Annotated in this window: 23 protein-coding genes, 1 tRNA gene and 1 pseudogene; 15 read left to right on the top strand and 10 right to left on the bottom strand. The window is 40.2% G+C overall.

The genetic code is table 11. The annotated features are described in order from the left end of the window. Positions 1 to 103 precede the first annotated feature (103 nt). The 4 genes from AC2D3N_RS23405 to AC2D3N_RS23390 form a co-directional block, all read right to left on the bottom strand. Positions 104 to 727 (bottom strand): Maf family protein, encoded by a 624-nt coding sequence (locus AC2D3N_RS23405; protein ID WP_484692313.1) that lies wholly within the window; start codon positions 725 to 727, stop codon positions 104 to 106. Positions 728 to 736: 9 nt separating this feature from the next. After that, positions 737 to 1,282, bottom strand: coding sequence for a photosystem II reaction center PsbP (psbP, locus tag AC2D3N_RS23400; protein ID WP_484692312.1), 546 nt, complete (start codon positions 1,280 to 1,282; stop codon positions 737 to 739). A gap of 140 nt (positions 1,283 to 1,422) precedes the next feature. Then, positions 1,423 to 1,494 (bottom strand) — tRNA-Thr (locus AC2D3N_RS23395). A gap of 136 nt (positions 1,495 to 1,630) precedes the next feature. Further along, entirely contained in the window at positions 1,631 to 2,011 is a 381-nt protein-coding gene (locus tag AC2D3N_RS23390) for a c-type cytochrome (RefSeq protein ID WP_079680229.1), read from the bottom strand. 403 nt (positions 2,012 to 2,414) lie between these two features. Here AC2D3N_RS23390 and petG point away from each other — a divergent pair, with 403 nt between their 5' ends. Continuing rightward, entirely contained in the window at positions 2,415 to 2,531 is a 117-nt protein-coding gene (gene petG, locus AC2D3N_RS23385; protein ID WP_079680230.1) for a cytochrome b6-f complex subunit V, read from the top strand. A 904-nt stretch (positions 2,532 to 3,435) separates the two neighbouring features. Here the strand turns inward: petG and AC2D3N_RS23380 are convergent. Beyond that, positions 3,436 to 5,262, bottom strand: coding sequence for a response regulator (locus tag AC2D3N_RS23380; protein ID WP_079680231.1), 1,827 nt, complete (start codon positions 5,260 to 5,262; stop codon positions 3,436 to 3,438). A gap of 208 nt (positions 5,263 to 5,470) precedes the next feature. On the opposite strand from AC2D3N_RS23380, the gene panB reads away from it, so the two are divergent. Then, the gene (panB, locus tag AC2D3N_RS23375) at positions 5,471 to 6,256 is read left to right on the top strand and encodes a 3-methyl-2-oxobutanoate hydroxymethyltransferase (RefSeq protein ID WP_079680232.1); all 786 of its coding nucleotides are present in this window, start codon (positions 5,471 to 5,473) and stop codon (positions 6,254 to 6,256) included. A 47-nt stretch (positions 6,257 to 6,303) separates the two neighbouring features. Here panB and AC2D3N_RS23370 read toward each other — a convergent pair whose 3' ends face one another. The 3 genes from AC2D3N_RS23370 to AC2D3N_RS23360 form a co-directional block, all read right to left on the bottom strand. Continuing rightward, a complete protein-coding gene (locus AC2D3N_RS23370) occupies positions 6,304 to 6,588 on the bottom strand; it encodes a hypothetical protein (RefSeq protein ID WP_484692311.1) in 285 nt (94 codons plus the stop codon). 167 nt (positions 6,589 to 6,755) lie between these two features. Then, the gene (locus tag AC2D3N_RS23365) at positions 6,756 to 7,187 is read right to left on the bottom strand and encodes a VOC family protein (protein ID WP_079680233.1); all 432 of its coding nucleotides are present in this window, start codon (positions 7,185 to 7,187) and stop codon (positions 6,756 to 6,758) included. Positions 7,188 to 7,198: 11 nt separating this feature from the next. Further along, positions 7,199 to 7,708 carry a TIGR02652 family protein gene (locus tag AC2D3N_RS23360; RefSeq protein WP_079680234.1) on the bottom strand — a complete coding sequence of 170 codons (510 nt, stop codon included), beginning with the start codon at positions 7,706 to 7,708 and terminating at the stop codon, positions 7,199 to 7,201. A 97-nt stretch (positions 7,709 to 7,805) separates the two neighbouring features. Between AC2D3N_RS23360 and AC2D3N_RS23355 the strand changes: the two genes are divergently transcribed. The 13 genes from AC2D3N_RS23355 to AC2D3N_RS23295 all read left to right on the top strand — a co-directional run bounded on the left by AC2D3N_RS23355 (position 7,806) and on the right by AC2D3N_RS23295 (position 17,145). Beyond that, entirely contained in the window at positions 7,806 to 8,351 is a 546-nt protein-coding gene (locus AC2D3N_RS23355; RefSeq protein WP_484692310.1) for a gamma carbonic anhydrase family protein, read from the top strand. Between the two features lie 47 nt (positions 8,352 to 8,398). Beyond that, on the top strand, positions 8,399 to 9,280 hold the full coding sequence (locus tag AC2D3N_RS23350; protein WP_079680331.1) for a polysaccharide deacetylase family protein: 882 nt from the start codon (positions 8,399 to 8,401) through the stop codon (positions 9,278 to 9,280). Between the two features lie 81 nt (positions 9,281 to 9,361). After that, complete coding sequence (locus tag AC2D3N_RS23345; protein ID WP_079680236.1) at positions 9,362 to 10,045, top strand: response regulator; 684 nt, start codon at positions 9,362 to 9,364, stop codon at positions 10,043 to 10,045. Beyond that, a complete protein-coding gene (locus AC2D3N_RS23340) occupies positions 10,038 to 11,432 on the top strand; it encodes a sensor histidine kinase (RefSeq protein ID WP_079680237.1) in 1,395 nt (464 codons plus the stop codon). The genes AC2D3N_RS23345 and AC2D3N_RS23340 overlap by 8 nt, the downstream gene beginning before the upstream one ends. Before the next feature lie 208 nt (positions 11,433 to 11,640). Continuing rightward, on the top strand, positions 11,641 to 11,952 hold the full coding sequence (locus AC2D3N_RS23335) for a sodium-dependent bicarbonate transport family permease (protein ID WP_484692309.1): 312 nt from the start codon (positions 11,641 to 11,643) through the stop codon (positions 11,950 to 11,952). After that, positions 11,940 to 12,176: a P-II family nitrogen regulator gene (locus AC2D3N_RS23330; protein WP_484692308.1), complete on the top strand. Its 237-nt coding sequence runs from the start codon at positions 11,940 to 11,942 to the stop codon at positions 12,174 to 12,176. Before AC2D3N_RS23335 ends, AC2D3N_RS23330 begins: the two co-directional genes overlap by 13 nt. Before the next feature lie 15 nt (positions 12,177 to 12,191). Then, positions 12,192 to 12,485 (top strand): P-II family nitrogen regulator, encoded by a 294-nt coding sequence (locus AC2D3N_RS23325; RefSeq protein WP_079680240.1) that lies wholly within the window; start codon positions 12,192 to 12,194, stop codon positions 12,483 to 12,485. An 86-nt stretch (positions 12,486 to 12,571) separates the two neighbouring features. Next, positions 12,572 to 13,246: a carbonic anhydrase gene (locus AC2D3N_RS23320; protein ID WP_079680241.1), complete on the top strand. Its 675-nt coding sequence runs from the start codon at positions 12,572 to 12,574 to the stop codon at positions 13,244 to 13,246. A gap of 37 nt (positions 13,247 to 13,283) precedes the next feature. Next, on the top strand, positions 13,284 to 14,588 hold the full coding sequence (locus tag AC2D3N_RS23315) for a proton extrusion protein PcxA (RefSeq protein WP_484692307.1): 1,305 nt from the start codon (positions 13,284 to 13,286) through the stop codon (positions 14,586 to 14,588). Positions 14,589 to 14,811: 223 nt separating this feature from the next. Then, positions 14,812 to 15,810 (top strand): RNA polymerase sigma factor, RpoD/SigA family, encoded by a 999-nt coding sequence (locus tag AC2D3N_RS23310; protein ID WP_079680243.1) that lies wholly within the window; start codon positions 14,812 to 14,814, stop codon positions 15,808 to 15,810. A gap of 83 nt (positions 15,811 to 15,893) precedes the next feature. After that, a complete protein-coding gene (locus tag AC2D3N_RS23305) occupies positions 15,894 to 16,382 on the top strand; it encodes a GNAT family N-acetyltransferase (RefSeq protein WP_079680244.1) in 489 nt (162 codons plus the stop codon). A gap of 68 nt (positions 16,383 to 16,450) precedes the next feature. After that, positions 16,451 to 16,657 carry a glycogen debranching protein gene (locus AC2D3N_RS23300; protein ID WP_079680245.1) on the top strand — a complete coding sequence of 69 codons (207 nt, stop codon included), beginning with the start codon at positions 16,451 to 16,453 and terminating at the stop codon, positions 16,655 to 16,657. Between the two features lie 266 nt (positions 16,658 to 16,923). After that, positions 16,924 to 17,145 (top strand): hypothetical protein, encoded by a 222-nt coding sequence (locus AC2D3N_RS23295; RefSeq protein ID WP_079680246.1) that lies wholly within the window; start codon positions 16,924 to 16,926, stop codon positions 17,143 to 17,145. Positions 17,146 to 17,185: 40 nt separating this feature from the next. Here the strand turns inward: AC2D3N_RS23295 and AC2D3N_RS23290 are convergent, their stop codons facing one another. Together AC2D3N_RS23290 and lysS are read right to left on the bottom strand one after the other, a co-directional pair. Next, complete coding sequence (locus tag AC2D3N_RS23290; RefSeq protein ID WP_079680247.1) at positions 17,186 to 17,404, bottom strand: hypothetical protein; 219 nt, start codon at positions 17,402 to 17,404, stop codon at positions 17,186 to 17,188. A gap of 183 nt (positions 17,405 to 17,587) precedes the next feature. After that, a pseudogene (gene lysS, locus AC2D3N_RS23285) lies at positions 17,588 to 19,148 on the bottom strand (lysine--tRNA ligase). Between the last annotated feature and the right edge of the window lie 387 nt (positions 19,149 to 19,535).

The raw sequence follows: 19,535 nt of genomic DNA, 5'->3' as shown, positions 1-19,535 counted from the left end.
TAGCGATCGCCCACTACACAAGGGCGATCGGCCTTTTAGTGTTTTAGTGTCTTTGTGGTGGCTTTTTTTAACATTGTGGTGCGGGCGTATTGATGACCGAACCCTACCAGAAGTTGGTGATATTATATCCCAATTCTTGGATCATTTTTCTTAATAAAGGTAAACTTAATCCTATGACATTGGTATGACATCCTTCTAACTTTTCAATAAATAAACCCCCCTTCCCTTCAATCGCAAAACATCCAGCACAGTTTAAGGGTTCTCCAGTATCAACATAAGCTTTAATTTCACTATCAGAGATATCAGAAAAATAGACATTAGTAGTTTGGGAATTAACTAATATTTGATCGGTAGAAACATTAATTAAAGCATGACCCGTATGGAGTTGTCCCACTTGACCCCGCATCGTTTGCCAACGGGCGATCGCTTCCTCTATATTAGCAGGTTTGCCATAAATTTCTCCCTCAACAGCCAAAACCGAATCACATCCCAAAACCAACAGAATTTCCCCCTCGTTTTTAGGTTGATTCCTTAATCTTTTACTGATAACTTCTGCTTTACATTGGGCAAGTTTTTGGACTAATTCTACCGGGTTAGAATCTTCGATTTGAGATTCATCAAAATCACTTTTGAGAATCATCGGCTGAATTCCAATAGTTTCTAATAACCGTTTACGCGCCGGGGAAGCAGAAGCTAAAATAAATGTGATTCGACTCGGCTGATTCATGAAACTCAATTAATAAACTTTAAAAGATTGCACCACTTGTGTTAAAAGTTGTTGAGCTTTTTCCCAACGTTTTTCAGTAGTGGAAACATTTAATGTAAATAGGTTTCCGCGACTAATCGTAACACTAGCAAAATCATGCCGTTTTTGTTCATTCGGAAGTTGTACCGCGTATTCTAACCAATAATAAAGATTCGATCCTTTTTCAAAAGATTCTGCACTAATCAGTTCTGCGGTACGTCCTGAACCTTCTGGAGCGATCGCTTTTTTACTTAATGTATATCCTACCTCAGTGGGAGTGCCAATTTCGGCGAGGCTTTGATTCGGATTAGAAACCGGATTGATTACCACACTAACATTTTCACTTTGTTCAATCATATCGTGTAGTACCGTATCAGGGCCATTCGAGACACTCACCTGTGTCCATCCGTTAGGATAGATAAATTCATAGCCATCTGCGGTATCCACAAAACTATTTAATCCCGCGCCAACGGATATACAGCCTGTTAAGCTAAGGCTAAAACAGACTAAAGCCATTGCTAAAATTCGTTTGAACATTCGAGCGTTTCCCTTATAAAATCGTGAATGAGTGCATTTTTGCTGTGATTCGGTTGATCCTAGTTTTTCAGGAGTAAAACCCAAAGGTTTTGTACAACGGAATTTCAAAGATTATTATATATTGAGTCACATATCACAAAAGCTGGTGACAAGATTTGAACTTGCGACCGGCTGATTACAAATCAGCTGCTCTACCACTGAGCTACACCAGCAACGTTTCTGATTATAGCAAAAGTTACTAATTTTGATCAAGACTTTTTGAGATTTTTTGAGGTTATCCCCATTCAGCGACCATCCTAAAAAGGTGGCGTGGTGAGGAATCCCCGTCCGTTTACGGCGGGGCGGATGTCAAAGAGTTTCCAAATAATTCAACAGGTCGGCCATTTCCTGGGGACTGGGTTGAAATTTGGGCATGGGTGGGGTATTACCACCGGTGACTTGCTGAATAATGCCCACTTCTGATTTCCGTTGAGAAACATCCTGAAGACTTGGCCCCACTTGACTATCGGTTTGCCAAGCGTGACACCCGGCACAGTTATAAAGAAAAATTGCCTGCCCTCGGACAAAATCTCCCTTGAGGGATAGCACATTCTCCACATAGGGATCAGAAACCTGTAGCTTAGGAAGGACAAAAATCCAACCCAAAATCAAAACCATCAACGCCAGGGTGGTGATGGCGGCTCGTTTCATCAGGACATCAATTTCTGTAATCGCAAGCTGGTTATCCAAGGTGTTTCTAATAATTTGAGACCGATCTACAAGAATCTTTACATTTTATCTAGTTTATCCTTGAACGCATTAATTAACAAATTCAACAAAAAGTTTAACTTAGTGAACGAGGTTAAACTCAGGTCGCGGGAGGGCATTCCGAGACTTAAAACGGACGTGGAGACAGTGTAAGACTACTTTTAAAGTAGCAACAGTCTGCGTTGGCGAAGCCTGCGCGAAGCGCGAAGCGTCAACCCCATTCAGCGACCATCCTAAAAAGGTGGCGTGGTGAGGAATCCCCGTCCGGCGGGGCGGATGTCAAAGCGTTGTCTGGTTAAGAGCAAGAGCACTCAACAGTGAAGCGTCAACGGTTAAGGGTATGATTAAAGATTGATTGCTCAAATTAACACCAAGGAGTTATCCAGTGGTAGAACCATTATTATCGGGAATTGTTCTGGGTTTAATTGTCGTTACCCTATCAGGGTTATTTTTTGCGGCGTACCAACAATATCGTCGGGGAAACCAATTTAATATCGACTAGATATCCAGCCAACCCAAAACCACCCTAGGTTAAGCCTTCTGGGTTTAACCTAGGGTGGGTTGATTGTAAGAAGGGGATGGGCAATGTTCAGAAGAATTCCGCCAATTGCAGCGTGGCGACAAAATTGTTCCAACTCAAAACAACAGTACCCAAAGCTCATTTCCCTAGTGATTTCCTCTCCTATGTTGGATGATGTAGAGTTGCTACTAAGGTCAAATGCCTAGTTGCATTGCTCCCTTCGCCATGATTGGGGGAAGTGTAAGGACTTAATGATAGGTACTGTTGTTCGTATTCCACAAGACAGATTGTATTGATCTTAAACAGAGTAACTAACCTCCTAGTTAAACTGAGGAACTTCCTCATTTATAATCCGTAAGTTTGGAGTTGTATACTTGTTAACAACGAAGCTACATTGCTCCCATTTGGTTCACTAGAGGAAATATCAGCAACTAAAGAAAGAGTTACTGCCGAAGATGACAGACGTTAGATGAAACAGTTTAGTTAACCTCCTAATTTCACTTAACCTGGACGTTCAAGAAAACGTGTTTCGGGCCTCCTTTAATAGAGATTTTACCGTTTGAACATCGTTTGCTGATCTGTCAGAGAAGCTCTTTTCGGCTTCTGTATATACAATAGACATTCCCCTTATGAATTGCAAGTGAAATCCATTAAAGTTAATCATTTGATCAATTAACACTCTCGCAATTGTAAACTTAGGTAACAAAGATTCAGGGAATGGGGAGGCAGGGGGAGCAGGGGGAGCAGGGGGAGCAGGGGGAGCAGGGGGAGCAGGGGAGGCAGGGGAGGCAGGGGGAGCAGGGGGAGCAGGGGGAGGTAAACTCTTTCTATTACCCATTTCCCATTCCCCATTCCCCATTCCCCATTCCCCATTCCCCATTCCCCATTAGACAGGTTGCAGACGACGTAAAACTTGAGTAATTAGGGTTTCTGGGGCTGTGGTTTTGCTGAGGTAATCGGAAGCACCCACGGCAAAAGCCTGCATAATAGAGCTTTCCTCCGTATGCACAGAAAGAAAGATGATCGGCAGATGACGCCACCGTTGATCAGTTCGCACCGCTTGACAGAGATCTAAACCATTGAAGCCCGACATTTCCCAATCCAAAATTAGGAGATCGGGACGACAATCGAGTAACACCTCCCAAAATTGTTCCGAGTTTTGTAGAGTGGTTACACTTAACCCCTTGGTTTCTAACAGGTTAGAAACCGAGGTCAAGAGATTGGGATCATCATCGACCACTAAGACTCGATTTCCTTGGACTGACCTAGACTGGGATAAAACCTCCGTAATTGCTTTCAGAATTTCGTAGGCGGGTAAGGGCTTTTGTAAAAATGCTTTCACTCCCAAACGGGCAACGGTGACCCGATCCGTTAAACTTTGCCTTCCGGTTAAGGTAATCACGGGAATTTGAGGAATCCTATGGCTGAGTTCTTTTAATAGGGTGAGACCATCTTCGGTGGGGACACTGGGAAAGGTTAAATCCAGTAGAATCACGTTGGGAGGATTCTGGGCGATCATTTTGCGGGCAACGGGGAGATCGGTAGCCATTTCAATTCGTAATCCCCAGGCGATCGCTTCGACCCGAATGCGTTCTGCCAGCATCAGGTCGTCATCTACGATTAAAATTAAGGGAGAATAGGCCACGGGTTGGGAAGAAAGGGGCGTTAATAGGGTTTCTCGACTAGCTTCAAGACTTAGACTAACGACTAAATCTGAGATTAACTGGGCTTGGCCAATCTCGAGTTTGGGCTGTTCGAGGAGATATTCCAGTTCTCTGGCCACTTGTGAACCTTCCCGCAGACCAAAAATCCCTAGAGATCCCGCTAATTTATGGGCTTCGTTTCTGGCTTGTTGCTGGAGTTGGGGAGTCAGTTTTCTTTGGATTAAGGCTGGGGCGACCTGTTCTAAAGTCTCAATTTGGACTTTCACCTTATCTTTGAAGTTCTCCCAAATCCTAGAGGTAATTTGGGCAATTTCTTGTCGAGAGTTGCTGGGGTTGGTTATGGCCTGGGACTCGGTAGAATCAGAGGCAGATGGGCTAACTGGCGATCGCAAACGATAGCCCAAACCATGAACGGTTTCAACCGGGTCTGCACTACCAGCGGCTTTGAGTTTTTGTCGTAAACATTTAATATGGGTACTAACGGTTTCTTCCCCTGGAGATTCGGCAAAATCCCATAGGCGATCTAAAATCGCCCTCCGGCTAAAAATTCGCTTAGGATTGAGCAAAAATAATTCCAGTAAACAGTATTCTTTTGAAGTAAGATGTATCAGCCTCTCCCCTGATTTTACCTCGTTATTAATCGGATCAAAACTCAGATTTTCCCAGGTCATGACCGCGGTTGAAACGGATTTTCCCCGGCGTAATAGAGCCCGGACTCTTGCCATTAATTCGTTAATATCAAAGGGTTTAACGACGTAATCATCGGCTCCGGCATCCAATCCCATCACCCGATCGGTACTGCTATCCCTCGCTGTTAAGAGTAGAATCGGATTTTGATATCCTTTGCTGCGTAACTGTTTACAAACACTGATTCCGTCTAGTTTAGGAATACCAATATCTAATAGAATTAAGTCATAGAGAAAGGTTTCGGCCATTTCTAAAGTTGTCAGTCCATCAGTTACGGTATTTACGGTGTATTGATGGGCGAGTAAAATTTCCGATAAGGTGGTGCTGGTGAGTGGGTCATCTTCTACTAATAAAATTTTCATAACAATTCCCCCTATAGGTTTTTTTCACGACTACGGTTGGGGGCAGAACTTCTCCCTCCAAGAGCCAATTATTGATGTGGTCTGAACTTTATTAGGCGGAAGATGTGGGAGGTTCAGAGGAGTTGAGATTGAGGCAGATCAACTCTACTTTCATTCTAAACTCAAGTGGCGCGCTATTCAATCTGATAAAATTATCCAAAATTAGTAAATGTCAGTTACAACGCAACAATTAAGTCAATGGAAACAACAGGGCCGACGGATTACGGTGTTAACAGCCTATGAATATGCGATCGCTCAATTGCTCGATCAAGCTGGAATTGATATTGTTTTAGTCGGCGATTCTCTGGCGATGGTCGGGTTAGGCTACGATACCACTTTACCCTTAACCTTAGATGAAATAATTCATCATGCTAAGGCTGTACGACGGGGGGTAAAACAGGCGTTATTGGTGGTTGATTTACCTTTTTTAACTTATCAAGAAAGTCCCCAACAGGCGATTCATTCCGCCGGACGAATTCTCAAAGAAACGGGTGCTCAAGGGGTGAAACTTGAGGGCGGATATCCGGCGATGGCAGATACCGTGGGTCAGTTAGTCCAAGTGGGAATTCCGGTGATGGGTCATGTGGGACTAACCCCGCAATCGGTGCATCAATTTGGCGGTTATCGCAAACAGGGAAAAACATCGGATCAGGCTGAACGAATTATTGCAGAAGCGATCGCCCTAGAGCAAGCTGGAGCCTTCAGTGTGGTCTTAGAACATATTCCCTCGGATTTAGCTGAAGATATCACCCAAAAATTAGGGATTCCGACCATTGGTATCGGGGCGGGGGGAGGCTGCGACGGCCAGGTCTTGGTAACTTCTGATATTTTGGGGTTATCCGCGTGGCAACCCCCCTTTGCCAAAACCTACACTAATTTACAACAAACTATTACCCAGGCTGTGCAGGAGTTTTGTACCGAAGTTCGGGAGGGAAAATTTCCCCCTGGGAATTAATCTGAAAGGGAGAGATAGTCTCTAAAATATCTCTACCCTATCTTTAATTAACCCTCTCCGCCTTCTCCGCCTTCGTCATCTTTCTTATTATCATTTTTGTCTTTATCTTTGTCTTTATCATCTTCGTCACTGCTTGAAGATGGGGATGACACAGGAGTTGCCGGGGCTTGAGGTGCTATTGCTGGAGCGGAATTAGCTGGAGCCTGGGGTGCAGGTGCAGTCGCTGGGGTTTCCACTGGTTTGGCACCTTCTTCTTGATTGGCTGCACCACAGGCCCCTAAAGTCGTGGCTAAACCAACGGCGAGAAATAACTGAATGGTTTTGGATTGCATTGGAACACTCGTGAAATCACAGTAACAAAGTTTTAATATACCGTTAAGTGGACTGCTTTTTACCTCGGGACTCAGTTTTGAATCAGATTTTTTAATAGCTTATCCTATGTTATTTTCATATAAAAATTAAGAAATTGGATAGGCTATGGTGTTGAATTTCCCCATTCCTACAAACTCCGAATAAATTCTAAGGGTAAACCATCTGAATCGGCAATAAACATCACTTCATAAACCCGATCTCCGATCATTTGTTGCATCGGTTCTAATAAAATATTGAGGGGTTGAAATAAATTAGGCTGTTCTATAATAGCTTGATGAAACTGATCTTTGAGATAATTTAACCAACTTACTAGATCAGAAACCTGATGGGTTAGATCAAAAGAAATATGATAATAACCGACATAATGTTCATCGCCAAAAGCATCGGGGGCGGGCTGGGGTTGGGGAATTTCAATTAATTCGATCCTGCCATTTAAACCTTCGAGCCAACAGGCTAAAGTATATCCGGTGGTGAAGCGTTCACAAACCGTAAATCCTAGAATTTCATAAAAGGCGATCGCTCGATGAATATTCGCGGTGCGAATTGAGACATGGTGCATGAAAATTCCCCCTACTCAAATAATCGAAAATAGGGATAACGCACAGGAGCACCCTGCTCTTTTTCCAAATCAAAATTAATCACATCCCAACGGGGTTCATCCCCAACATCGGGACTAAATTCCACTGGTAAACCATACAATTTTGGTTCGGTTCCCTCTGTAGCATTGCGCCAGGGAGTGCTCCGTTCTAAATAGCTACTAATTAAATCCTGATAACGTTTAGCAATAATCACACGGGTAGCCCGATAGCCTTGGGTATAGAGTCGGTCTAGGGCTTCATGGATTTCAAACCGAATCCCATCAGGATGGGTATGTTGTCGATACCACTCTCCCTGCCATAGTCGCCAATGACGGCCCGATTGCAGGTGAACCAACTCCCCTGTATTCGGGTCAGACTCAAAAGCCCCATGACGGGAACACAAGTAGGTATCCGTCAGCGTGAGGGCAGGAATAGGCTGACGGCAATGGGGACAATTAATCTCAGGGCCGAAAATTGGGTACTGCAAGGCAGAATTCATCATTCAAATGGTGTTAGACCAAGGCTTATATTATAGCTATAGGAATTTTAACCCTTCCTTTGAATTCTAGTTTGTTTGTTTTTGAGGGAATCTAACACCCATGTCTGATCAATTTCTACAGAATTATCAATCCTACTGGCCCGATGTTGATGTCTCCCAGGCTGCTTTTGTTGCCCCCAATGCCGTCGTTATGGGGTTTGTGGAAATTGGGGTGGGGGCGAGCATTTGGTATGGGGCGGTGGTTCGGGGGGATGTGGAACGAATTATCATTGGCGCCAAAACTAATATACAGGATGGTGCAATTCTGCACGGTGATCCGGGGAAAGTTACCATTTTAGAAGATTATGTTACGGTGGGTCATCGGGCGGTGATTCATTCGGCCCATATCGAACGGGGCAGTTTAATCGGTATTGGAGCCGTTGTATTAGACGGGGTAAGGGTGGGAACCGGAAGTATCATTGGGGCGGGTTCGGTTGTCACCAAAGATGTGCCGCCGTTTTCCCTGGTTGTGGGGGTTCCCGCCAAACGTCTGCGAGATGTGTCCCCAGAAGCTGCGGCGGATTTAATTGAACACGCCAAATGCTATGAAAAATTAGCCCTGGTTCACGCCGGAAAGGGGACAGAAATCGGATTCAGTTCAACTTAAAATCACTTCGTGTATTTTTGGTTATACCTCCCTATTTTGAAACAGAAATGGCAAAAAAAAATCGGATTTTGCGGAGTTTTTTAATTGGCTTACTTTGTGTGATTTTGTTAAGTGTTCCCGCCTTGGGAGCTACCTACAGAACCGCCAGTATCAGAATCCCCATTTTTGGATTACATGATATTATTGACGAATCCAATATTGATCAAAGCCCTGAAAAAAGAGCCCAATTTGAGAATGATTATTTTAAAAAAGATTTCTATACTTTTATTAATTATTTAGCTAAAAATAACTATTGGTTTTTAACAACTCAAGATTTATTTATCTATTTTATTGAAAAATCTAAGCCGATTCCTTCAGAAAAAATCGGACATAAACCTGTAATGATTACCTTTGACGATGGTTATTATGGTGTTCACGAGAATGTTTTACCTATTTTAAAAGATTTAGAAAAACAATACAACAAAAAAATCAAAATTGTCTGGTTTTTAAATCCGGGCTTAATGGGAGTGAGGTTAAAGGATTTTTTACCCCATGTAAGTTGTGCAGAAATACGGGATGGTTATAAACGCGGATATTATGATATTCAGTCCCATGGTCAAACCCATAAACAATTAACCCTAATCAAAGGGAAAGATTTAAAATTTGAACTCGAACAAGCTAAACTTGATCTAAGAACCTGTATGGAAGATTTAGATAAGAATAAATGGGTGGCTGCTCATTTTGCTTATCCCTTTGGACAGGTTAACCGGAGAGTGGAAAAATCTTTATCTCCCTATTATTTAACGGGATATATCTATGATGGGAATATGACGCGGATTAATCGCTATACGAATAAATATCGGATTTCTCGAATAACAGTTAATCGGGATAATTCCCCTAGGAATTTGATCAGAATTGCCAAAAGAGCGACAACCTTAAAAAAGTCATAGGTTTTAGCATTTAATTCAAGGTAAAATATTTTATGGAAGAATTAAGTTAAGTTGACTAGTGTGAAATAGGAACCAGAACCAATGCACGTTTTACTCGTAGAAGATGAACCGGGAATTGCACAGTTTATCAGTCAAGGGTTACGCGAGGCTGGATATGTGGTCAATGTGGCTTCCGATGGCAAAAAAGGCTGGGACTACGCCTCAACAATTGAGTATGATTTAATGATTTTAGATCTATTACTTCCAGGAATGGATGGATTTCAACTTTTGGGAAAAATTCGTAATCATAAAATTATCACTCCCGTATTACTTTTAACCGCCAGAGATAATGTAGAAGATCGTGTTCAAGGTTTAGATCGAGGTGCGGATGATTATTTAGTAAAACCCTTTGCTTTTTCTGAACTTTTAGCCCGTTTAAGAGCATTACAACGCCGTCCTCCCTTACAATTAAATACGGTATTACAAGTTGCTGATTTAACGATGGATACGGTTAAACGAGAAGTGCGACGGGGTATACGATTAATAGAATTAAGTCCTTTAGAATTTAAACTTTTAGAATATTTAATGCGTCATCAAGAACGGGTATTAAGTCGGACTCAAATTTTACAGCACGTTTGGGATTTAGATTTTTATAGCGACTCTAATATTGTGGATGTTTATGTCGGTTATTTACGACGAAAAATTGATCGGGGATTTGAACAACAAATTTTACAAACAGTTCGTGGTGTTGGGTATTGTTTAGGCATTGATGAGATAAATGATTAAACGATGGCATTGGGGAAAACGCACAATTCGGGTGCAACTTACTGCTTGGTATATCTTGCTTTTGGCTTTTACTTTAATTCTGTTTAGTAGTTATTTGTATGTGGTATTAAAACATAGTTTATTAAGGCAAATCGATACAAGTTTACAAGTAACTGCTACACAAACTTTAACGAATTTAGTTGATAAAAATGGTCATCCTGCTTTTAGAACTACTCCAGAATCTCAAGAGATGACAGAACAATTTATCCAAGCAGGAATTGCGGTGAGATTAATCGATCAACAGGGTCATATTTGGGATGGTTTTGGCAGCTATTCTGCAATTCCTGTATTTATTCCTAGTAAAATTGGATATTTAGATTTAAGGGTTAATCACAGGAACTGGCGGGTTTATAGTCAGCCCATTCCCACCTCGGAAGGGTATAAGGGATGGCTACAAGTCGCAGAATCCTTAGCGCCAGTTTATCAATCTTCTAAACATCTATTTAGTTTGATGGTATTAGGATTTCCATTGATTTTATTAATTGCCGGATTAGGCGGTTGGTTTTTAGCAAATCACGCTTTAAATCCTATTAATGAAATTATTAGTAAAACCCATGGAATTAGTGCCAATAATTTCACTCAACGAATTGATTATCAAGGCCCGCCCGATGAAGTAGGTCGGTTAGCCAAAACCATTGATAAAATGTTAGATCGTTTAGAATTTGCCTTTGAATATCAACGACGATTTACCGCCGATGCCGCCCATGAATTACGCACTCCCTTAACGGTGATTAAAGGTAGAATTGGTGTAACTTTAAGCCGCATTCGTACCCCAGAAGAATATGAAAATACCTTACAAGATTTAGAAAAAGAAGCTGATCGATTAATTCGACTCACTAATGGTTTATTATTTTTAGCTCGGTTAGAATTAAGACAAATTCATGCTTCCTTTTTACAACCCGTTGATTTAAGCAATTTGTTGGGAGCTTTAGTCGAACAAATGCAACCCTTAGCTGCCTCTAAAACTATTGATTTAAAAGATAAAATTGCCACGGATTTATGGGTTTTCGGTAATCCTGATTATTTAACCAGTTTGTTTTTAAATTTATTAGATAATGCGCTTAAATATACCCAAAAAGACGGAAAAGTGTTCTTAGAAGCGCAACGGGATGAGCAACAGATAAAAGTGATAATCAAAGATACGGGTTTAGGAATTGAAGCTAAACATTTACCCTATTTATTTGATCGGTTTTATCGGGTTGAAGAAGCCAGATCCCATCAAACTGGAGGTGCAGGTTTAGGGTTAGCCATTGCTCAAGAAATCTGTCGCTTACACGGGGGGAAATTAACCGTTAATAGTCAAATCAATCAAGGAACCACATTTAGCTTATTTTTACCGCGCCCTTAGAACAGGGAACACCGCAACAGATGGGAAAACCCGCGGTGAATATCCCGATATTTTGAACATAAAATATTGCCCAGATTATTTTTAAACTAAATTTTAGTGCCAAGACTTTAATTAAGAAGATTCTTAGAATTTTATTACCCTTCTCTTAGTATATTTTCTTTAATCTTAATTAAGATTTTTTGCATCACCTATACCCAAACTCTAACCTATGGATGGAAGTCTGATTTTATTTAATATCCTCAATCCTCCGGTACTATTTTTCTTTCTGGGGATGTTAGCCGTTTTTTGTAAATCGGATTTAGAAATTCCTCAACCCCTACCCAAACTGTTTTCGTTGTATTTGTTATTGGCAATTGGATTTAAAGGCGGTTACGAGTTATCAGAAAGTGGAATTAATACCCAAATTGCCTTAACTCTGATTGCCTCAATTCTTATGGCCCTTGTGGTTCCTGCCTATAGCTTTTTTATGTCGAAATTATCATTAGTAGTTTGGAAATTAATGAAGTTTTGGAACTCTTAGACCAAGCCAAAGTTACCGGGTACACCGTGATCAAAAATACATCTGGAAAAGGCGATCGCGGTTTTTCCAATGATGATTTGGGAGAAGTATTTAGCAACACTTATATTATGACGGTTTGCACCAACGAAAAACAACTTGAGCAAATTATTTCCAGCGTCACTCCTCTGCTGAAGCGAGTGGGAGGGGTGTGTTTAGTTAACGATGCCACTTGGATTCATCACTAAAATTTTGAATGTACTATGCAGGATATCAAAAAAGTAGAAATCATCATTGATACGTTTCACATTCAGGATGCACTGGATATTTTGGATCGGATTAAAGTATCTGGCTATACCTTAATTAAAGATACTTCGGGAAAAGGGGATAGAGGCGTTTCCTGTTCCGATTTAGAGTGCGATTTCTCTAGCAGCTATATCATGACCATTTGCACCAGTGAACAACAACTCAATACCCTGATTGAGTTGATTAAACCTTTACTCAAAAAAGTAGGGGGTGTTTGTTTGTTCAGTGATGCGAAATGGGTGATACACTAAAGGAATTTTGAAACAGGACACATTCAGATCAGTTATCATTTAGCAGTCTACCGGATCTTGATCAGTTAGTGATTGGGGAGATATTTATGCCCATTAAACGCATTATTAGTGGTTTGAATGATTTTCAACAGAATTATTTCAAAGCCAACCAAGACCTATTTGAACGCCTCTCTCACGGTCAAACCCCGGAGATTTTATTTATCACCTGTTGTGACTCTAGGATTGCTCCCAACTTGCTAACTCAGACTGAACCTGGAGAAATCTTTATTATTCGCAACTTAGGTAATATTATTCCTCCTTATGGAACTCTAAATAGTAGTGAAGGAGCCGGAATTGAATATGCAGTTCAAGCCTTGAATATTAAAGAAATTATCATCTGTGGACATTCCCTTTGTGGTAGTATCAAAGGATTGCTTAAACTCCAAAGTTTATCTGATGAAATGCCATTAGTATATGATTGGTTAAAAGTTTATGGAGAATCGATTCGCCGGATCATTCAAGAGAATTATTCAGAATATTCGGGAGAAGAATTGTTAAGTATTGCCACCCAAACTAATGTTTTAAATCAGATTGCTAACCTAGAAACCTATCCAGTTGTTCGGTCGCGGTTACACGCTGGAAAACTCCACCTTCACGCCTGGGTTTATGAAATTGAAACGGGACGAATTTTAGCGTATGATGTTAACCAAAATCAGTTTGTTCCTCTTGAACAAGAACCCTTTCCCGTTCCAGATCTCTTGGCAATAATAAACCCGAGTTAAAGTCCTATTATTATTCTGTTCTAGCCAACACATCCAGATGAGTAATTCTATTGTCAAAGTTCAAAAAGGTAGTTTAGGGGTTAGATTTTTGAATGTGTTCAAATCCAGTAATCAATGGTTTCATAAAACCCCGGAACGAGCATTAGAACAAGCCTATCAAGCTGCTTTAGCAATAAAAACCATAGAAGATAAGCATTTTGGGGGACAAAAAGTTTCTGAAGATGCACCCCAATATAGTCCCAGTGTTTTAGAGTGCTTTATTAAGGACGTTAATCAGCATTTAAACACAATTAAATTTAAACTGAGTGAATTTAAACTGACCCGGAGTTTAGACAACTCGGGAAACATAGAATTTATTGAAAAATTAAAATTCATTGATGAAGTTGTTGATAAATATCAATATGATTCTTCCGCTTCCCCTTTGTCTTCTGATTCATCTCGGTTTACATCTGTCAACAGAATGAACAACGGAAAATCTGGTGACAAATCGGATTTATCCCCCCTTGATTTTGTAGAAGTTGAAGCTTCTGGAGAAATGTTTAAAGGAAAAAAAACTGGGGCTTTACCCCGTTCGATTGGACGCACGTTTCAAAAGATCCAAACGGAATTAGATGATAGCTCTGAAGAACGGTTAATGAATAGCTATCGAGCATCGCGGAAAAAAACAAGATCAGCGATTAATTTCCTCCTGCTACTTATTTTAATTCCCCTTTTATCACAACAACTCTCTAAAAATTTTGTCTTTATTCCCCTAGTAGAACATTATCGACAAACCCATGAAGTTACTTTATTTCTTAACTCAGAAATGAAAGAAGAAGCCCTTCATGAGTTAAAATCCTACGAAGAAGAACTACAAATGAGTAGCTTACTCTACAAAACTCCCGCTATTGAAGCCGAAGAAGTTGAAAAGAAAATGGCGGAAAAAGCCGAAGAAATTGCTAGAGAATTTAATCACAGAAGCAGTGAAGCGATTAGTAATATTTTTGCGGATTTTGTCGGATTAATTGGCTTTGCTTTAGTGATTATTTTCAATCGCCAAGGGTTAGCAGCCTTAAAATCCTTGCTCGATACGGTCATGTACGATTTGAGCGATAGTGCTAAGGCATTTATTATTATTTTACTCACGGATATCTTTGTCGGTTTTCACTCTCCCCATGGTTGGGAAGTTCTATTAGAAGGATTTTCCAGTCACTTAGGGATTGCACCTAATCGTAGCTTTATCTTTTTGTTTATCGCCACTTTTCCTGTGATTTTGGATACAATTATGAAATATTGGATTTTCCGTTACCTCAGTCGTATTTCCCCTTCTGCGGTGGCAACATTAAGAAATATGAATGAGTAAATTAGGGAGTTGATTGTTAATTAAATTCATACCAAGGATTTCCCTGTCTTTTGAGCAACTCTCCTATAATGGGATCAGCATCAAGTCGTGATGGATAGTATTTCTTGATCTTTTAATCGAACTCAAGATTTAAAAGAGGGAGAAAACTAAAAGCGAACTGCTCAAATTCTAGATCGTCAAAACCATTCTGTCATGGCGAATCTTAACCTGGATGGAGGATACAATGAATCCACAGAATGCCACATTTTTCCCGATTATAGAAGCGACTGCATCTGGAGATGACGCAATCGCCGCACTGTTTAAACGGATGGCGCGTTATCCTTTACTCAAACCGAATGAAGAAATCGAACTCGCTCGTCATATTCAAAGTTTAGTTAAAATCGAAGCCCAACAAACTCAACTTACCCTGGAGTTAGGACGTTTACCCACCCCCGCAGAACTCGCAACTTTAGTGGGAGTAACCGAGACAGAACTAAAACATCGTTTACAATCGGGAAATGCTGCAAAAAACCGGATGATTAGTTCTAATTTACGATTGGTGGTATCCATTGCTAAACGTTATATTAATCGAGGAGTTCCATTATTAGATTTAATTCAAGAAGGAGCCCTGGGACTCAACCGCGCCACCGAAAAATTTGATCCCGATAAAGGTTATAAATTCTCGACCTACGCCTATTGGTGGATTCGTCAAGGAATTACCCGCACAATTGCAAATCAAGGGAGGACAATTCGCCTACCTGTTCATATTGTTGAACAGTTGAATAAGATGAAGTTAACCTATCGAGATTTAAAGCAATCGCTCCGTCGAAAACCCACCCAAGAAGAACTCGCAGAGGCGATGGGAATTACCCCAGGTCAAGTGATTTTACTCGAACAAGTTCATCGCAAATCCCTATCTTTAAATCATCGAATTGGTTCTGAAGAAACCTCGGAATTAATGGATATTTTAGAAGATCAGGAAACCCAAACCCCTGAAGCTCAAATGAATGAAATGATGATGCGCCAGGATTTATTGGAGGTTTTAGGAACGGTTTTAACTGAACGAGAAAAAGACGTTTTAGCCCTGCGGTTTGGACTAGTTACAGGCGTTCCCTACACCTTAGAAGAAGTCAGTGGAGTCTATAATTTATCACGGGAACGAGTTCGACAAATTCAAGCCAGAGCTATGCGAAAATTACGCCGTCCTAATGTGGCTGAACGCTTAAAAGGTTGGATCAGATAATCAATTAATCATTGATTAAAGTTGTTGTATAATAATGAGCAAGAGAATCTTTCTCTTGTCATTGTCAAACCTTCAATATTTATATGTCTAAATCGGCAATTTTAAGACCCGCAACCATTGAGGATGTTTCTGTTTTATTTCAGTTAATTCAAGCCTTAGCCGAATATGAAAAGTTATCCCATGAAGTAACAGGAGATGCCGAAACCTTAAAACAACATTTATTTGGTTCTCCTGGTTATGCGGAAGCCATTTTAGCAGAAATTGAAGGAAAAGTCGTGGGTTTTGCACTATTTTTTCATAACTATTCTACCTTTTTAACCCAACCAGGAATTTATTTAGAAGATTTATTCGTACTCCCTAAATATCGTCGTCAAGGTATTGGGAGAGCGTTAATTACTTATCTAGCAGAATTAGCGGTATCCAGAGGATGTGGACGTTTAGAATGGTCGGTTTTAGACTGGAATCAACCCGCTATTAATTTTTATCAAAAAATCGGAGCTAAAATTTTACCCGACTGGCGAATTTGTCGTCTAACGGGAGAATCCCTAACACAATATGGAAAAAATAAATAGGCAAATTCTTCCCAATTTAATATAAAATGAAAGCAATTTACTGATATTAGGTGAGGAGAAGATTTACAATGATAATTTGGGTAAATGAACAACTTGACCCGATGGGAATTGTCTACTCTTGTATTGCTTGTTCAGATGAAAAGCAAGCTCAAGACTGTCATGAATCCTTCCAAAAGAACTTAACCGAAACCCAAAAACAAGAAGGTTGGGTTGCTGTGCTAAGAAGCGTTGAATCCTGGGATGATGTTCCCGTAAGTGCTTTAAAATTAAACTAAGTTTAAGTAAGACAAATCACCGAGCGTGATTTAGATCACAGAGTTATCTCCAAAGAATCACCACTCCTCCTAAAGTTTAATCACGCCCATACATCCAAAACTCTGAAATAATCAGAATAAAGTTCAACGCCACCAGCCTCCTAATTCAACAGTTTTCCTGGGACTTGCAGCTAAAATTCTACTGAATTTGTGCTGAAACTGTGGACTTTGAAAGATGCTCGATTCTCCATCATCACATCAATTCCGCTACCCCAACTCACCAGATCATGGAAGCACCCATTTGTTTAATTGAGTCCGCACTTGGTGAATTATTTGCCAAAATTCACGAAACAGGTCGCGTTACCCTAGCCGACCGTTATGGATTGTTAGCCGCAGTTTTTGATGATAATTTAACTGAAGAAGAATTGCGATCGCTATCTCGAATTTATCGGGCTATTGCTCGTAAACAGATCGAAATTGTAGACGAAATTTCTACAATTGAAAAATAAACTTATCCCAAGAAATTCTAAGGATTAGAAAATAAAAATTCTACATCCCGTCTGATTTTAAATTGGCGTTAACAGCTTGGAAGTTGACGCTCAGATTTTCTACTATATTTTTAACTAATACAGTCGATGGAATTTGACTTACGGGTGCGGGTAACATTTCACCTCGGAAATCTAAGATAGAAACCATTAATAAATAAGCCAACGCCAAAATAATTGAAATCCCACCCGTAATATACGCAATAATTTTTGAACGTTCCATAAATCCGATTCTCCCTAATCAAAATATAATTTTATATTAATTTTAACATAAATAAAGCACCCCACCCTAGCCCTCCCCTTGGTAATGGGAGGGAAATTCGGAAGATTTTTTTCTATTAATATTAATATTAATTATCCTCCAAAAGCCCCCCATTAGCAAGGGGGGGTTGGGGGGGGTTAGGGTTTATAAAGTTCGCATGGTCGGGAACATAATCACATCTCGAATACTGGCGGTATCCGTAAATAACATTACTAACCGATCAATTCCAATCCCCATTCCGCCACAATTTGGCATCCCTAAAGATAGCGCTTGAATGAAGTCTTCATCCATCGGATGCGCTTCTTCATCCCCGGCATTTTTCTGGGTTAATTGTGCTTCAAATCGTTGGCGTTGGTCTTCGGGATCATTCAATTCAGAAAAGCCATTAGAATATTCTGTCCCGTGAATAAATAACTCAAAACGTTCTACAAATCCCGATTTAGAACGATGACGTTTAGCTAATGGACTGACTTCCACCGGAAATTCCGTAATAAAAGTGGGTTGCATTAATTGATGCGAAACTAACTTATCAAACACCGTATAAAGGACATATCCTAAACTTTGGGTTTCTAATTTTGATAAATTAAACCCTAAATTTTCTACGGCTTTCAAGGCTTCATCTAACTCTAAAGTATCAAAATCTAACCCCGTTGTTTCTCGCACCGCTTCCACCATTGTTTGTACTTTCCAATGGCTTCCGGTAAAAGTCGGATATTGTTCAGAATAGTCATATTTCCGTTCTAAACTAATCGTATCTCCCTGATATTCTAGTGCGGTTTGTTCTCCTAAAATATCCGTAGCGATCGCACAAATTAGATCTTCAACTAAAGTAATAAGATCAAAATAATCAGCGTAGGCTTGATACAATTCAATCGAGGTAAATTCTGGGTTATGGGTACTATCAATACCTTCATTTCTAAACACCCGCCCAATTTCAAATACCCGTTCAAAACCGCCACAAATTGCCCGTTTCAAATGCAATTCCGTAGCAATTCGCAGATACAAATTAATATCCAAACTGTTATGATGGGTAACAAAAGGACGAGCCGCTGCCCCGCCATAAATTGCTTGTAATACAGGAGTTTCTAATTCCTCAAAACAATTATCCCATAAATAAGTCCGCATCCTTTTCAGAATTCGATTTCTAGCTTTAAAAGTTTCTAAGGATTTAGAGTTACTAACTAAATCAATTTCTCGATGGCGGCGACACAGTTCCGGGTCATTAACTCCATAATAAGAATCAGGAAAAGGCATCGTTGCTTTAGAAACAATAAAAATCCGTTCCACCTGTACGGATAATTCCCCTCGGTTAGTGCGACAACCAATCCCTTCGGCGGCAATAAAATCTCCCAAATCAAGATATTTTTTAACCTGATTAAAGGATAATCCCGTTTCACCCGTGACTAATTTTTTCTCTAATTTGAGTTGAATTGTTCCCGCAATATCGGTTAACCCAATAAACCCAATACTTCCACTATCGCGTTTAAAGGTAATCCGTCCACAAACCTTTAAAGGAATAGCATCGGCGTCGCTTTCTCCATCATTTAATTCTTTTCCTGGTTGGGCGAATAAATCTTTAATCTCCTGGGTTGTATGTGACCTTTGAACCGAATGACTGGGATAGGGTTTCTATTCCCAATGCTCTCAACTCATCGACTTTTTGAGAACGAACTTCTACTTCATTGCGGGTTTCATTTGTAGCCATGTTGATGATTTCCTATATCAATTTATGCTCAATCTTTTATAATAACAGTGATTTGCTATTATTTATAATTCTTCCTAACTCTCGTTTCTAGGTTCTACCTAGAAATGCAATTAAGGTGGCTCTGTCACCAGATACTATCATAAAATAGATTATTATTTATATCCCACTTGAAATTGATTTCATCGTAGGGGCGAGGCGCGCCTCGCCCCTACAAAGAACTCGTTTCTAGGTTCTACCTATAAATGCAATTAAGGTGGCTCTGCCACCAGAATACTATCATAATATTATAATAGAGGCAGAGCCTCTATTTAGCATTCCAAGGCAGAGCCTTGGAACGAGGATATTTAGGAGTTGATATTAATGATAAACTAATACAAGGATAATTAA

The sequence above is a fragment of the Planktothrix sp. PLAVEN19ND genome (genome assembly GCF_057220675.1).
This window is presented reverse-complemented; position numbering and strand designations above follow the sequence as displayed.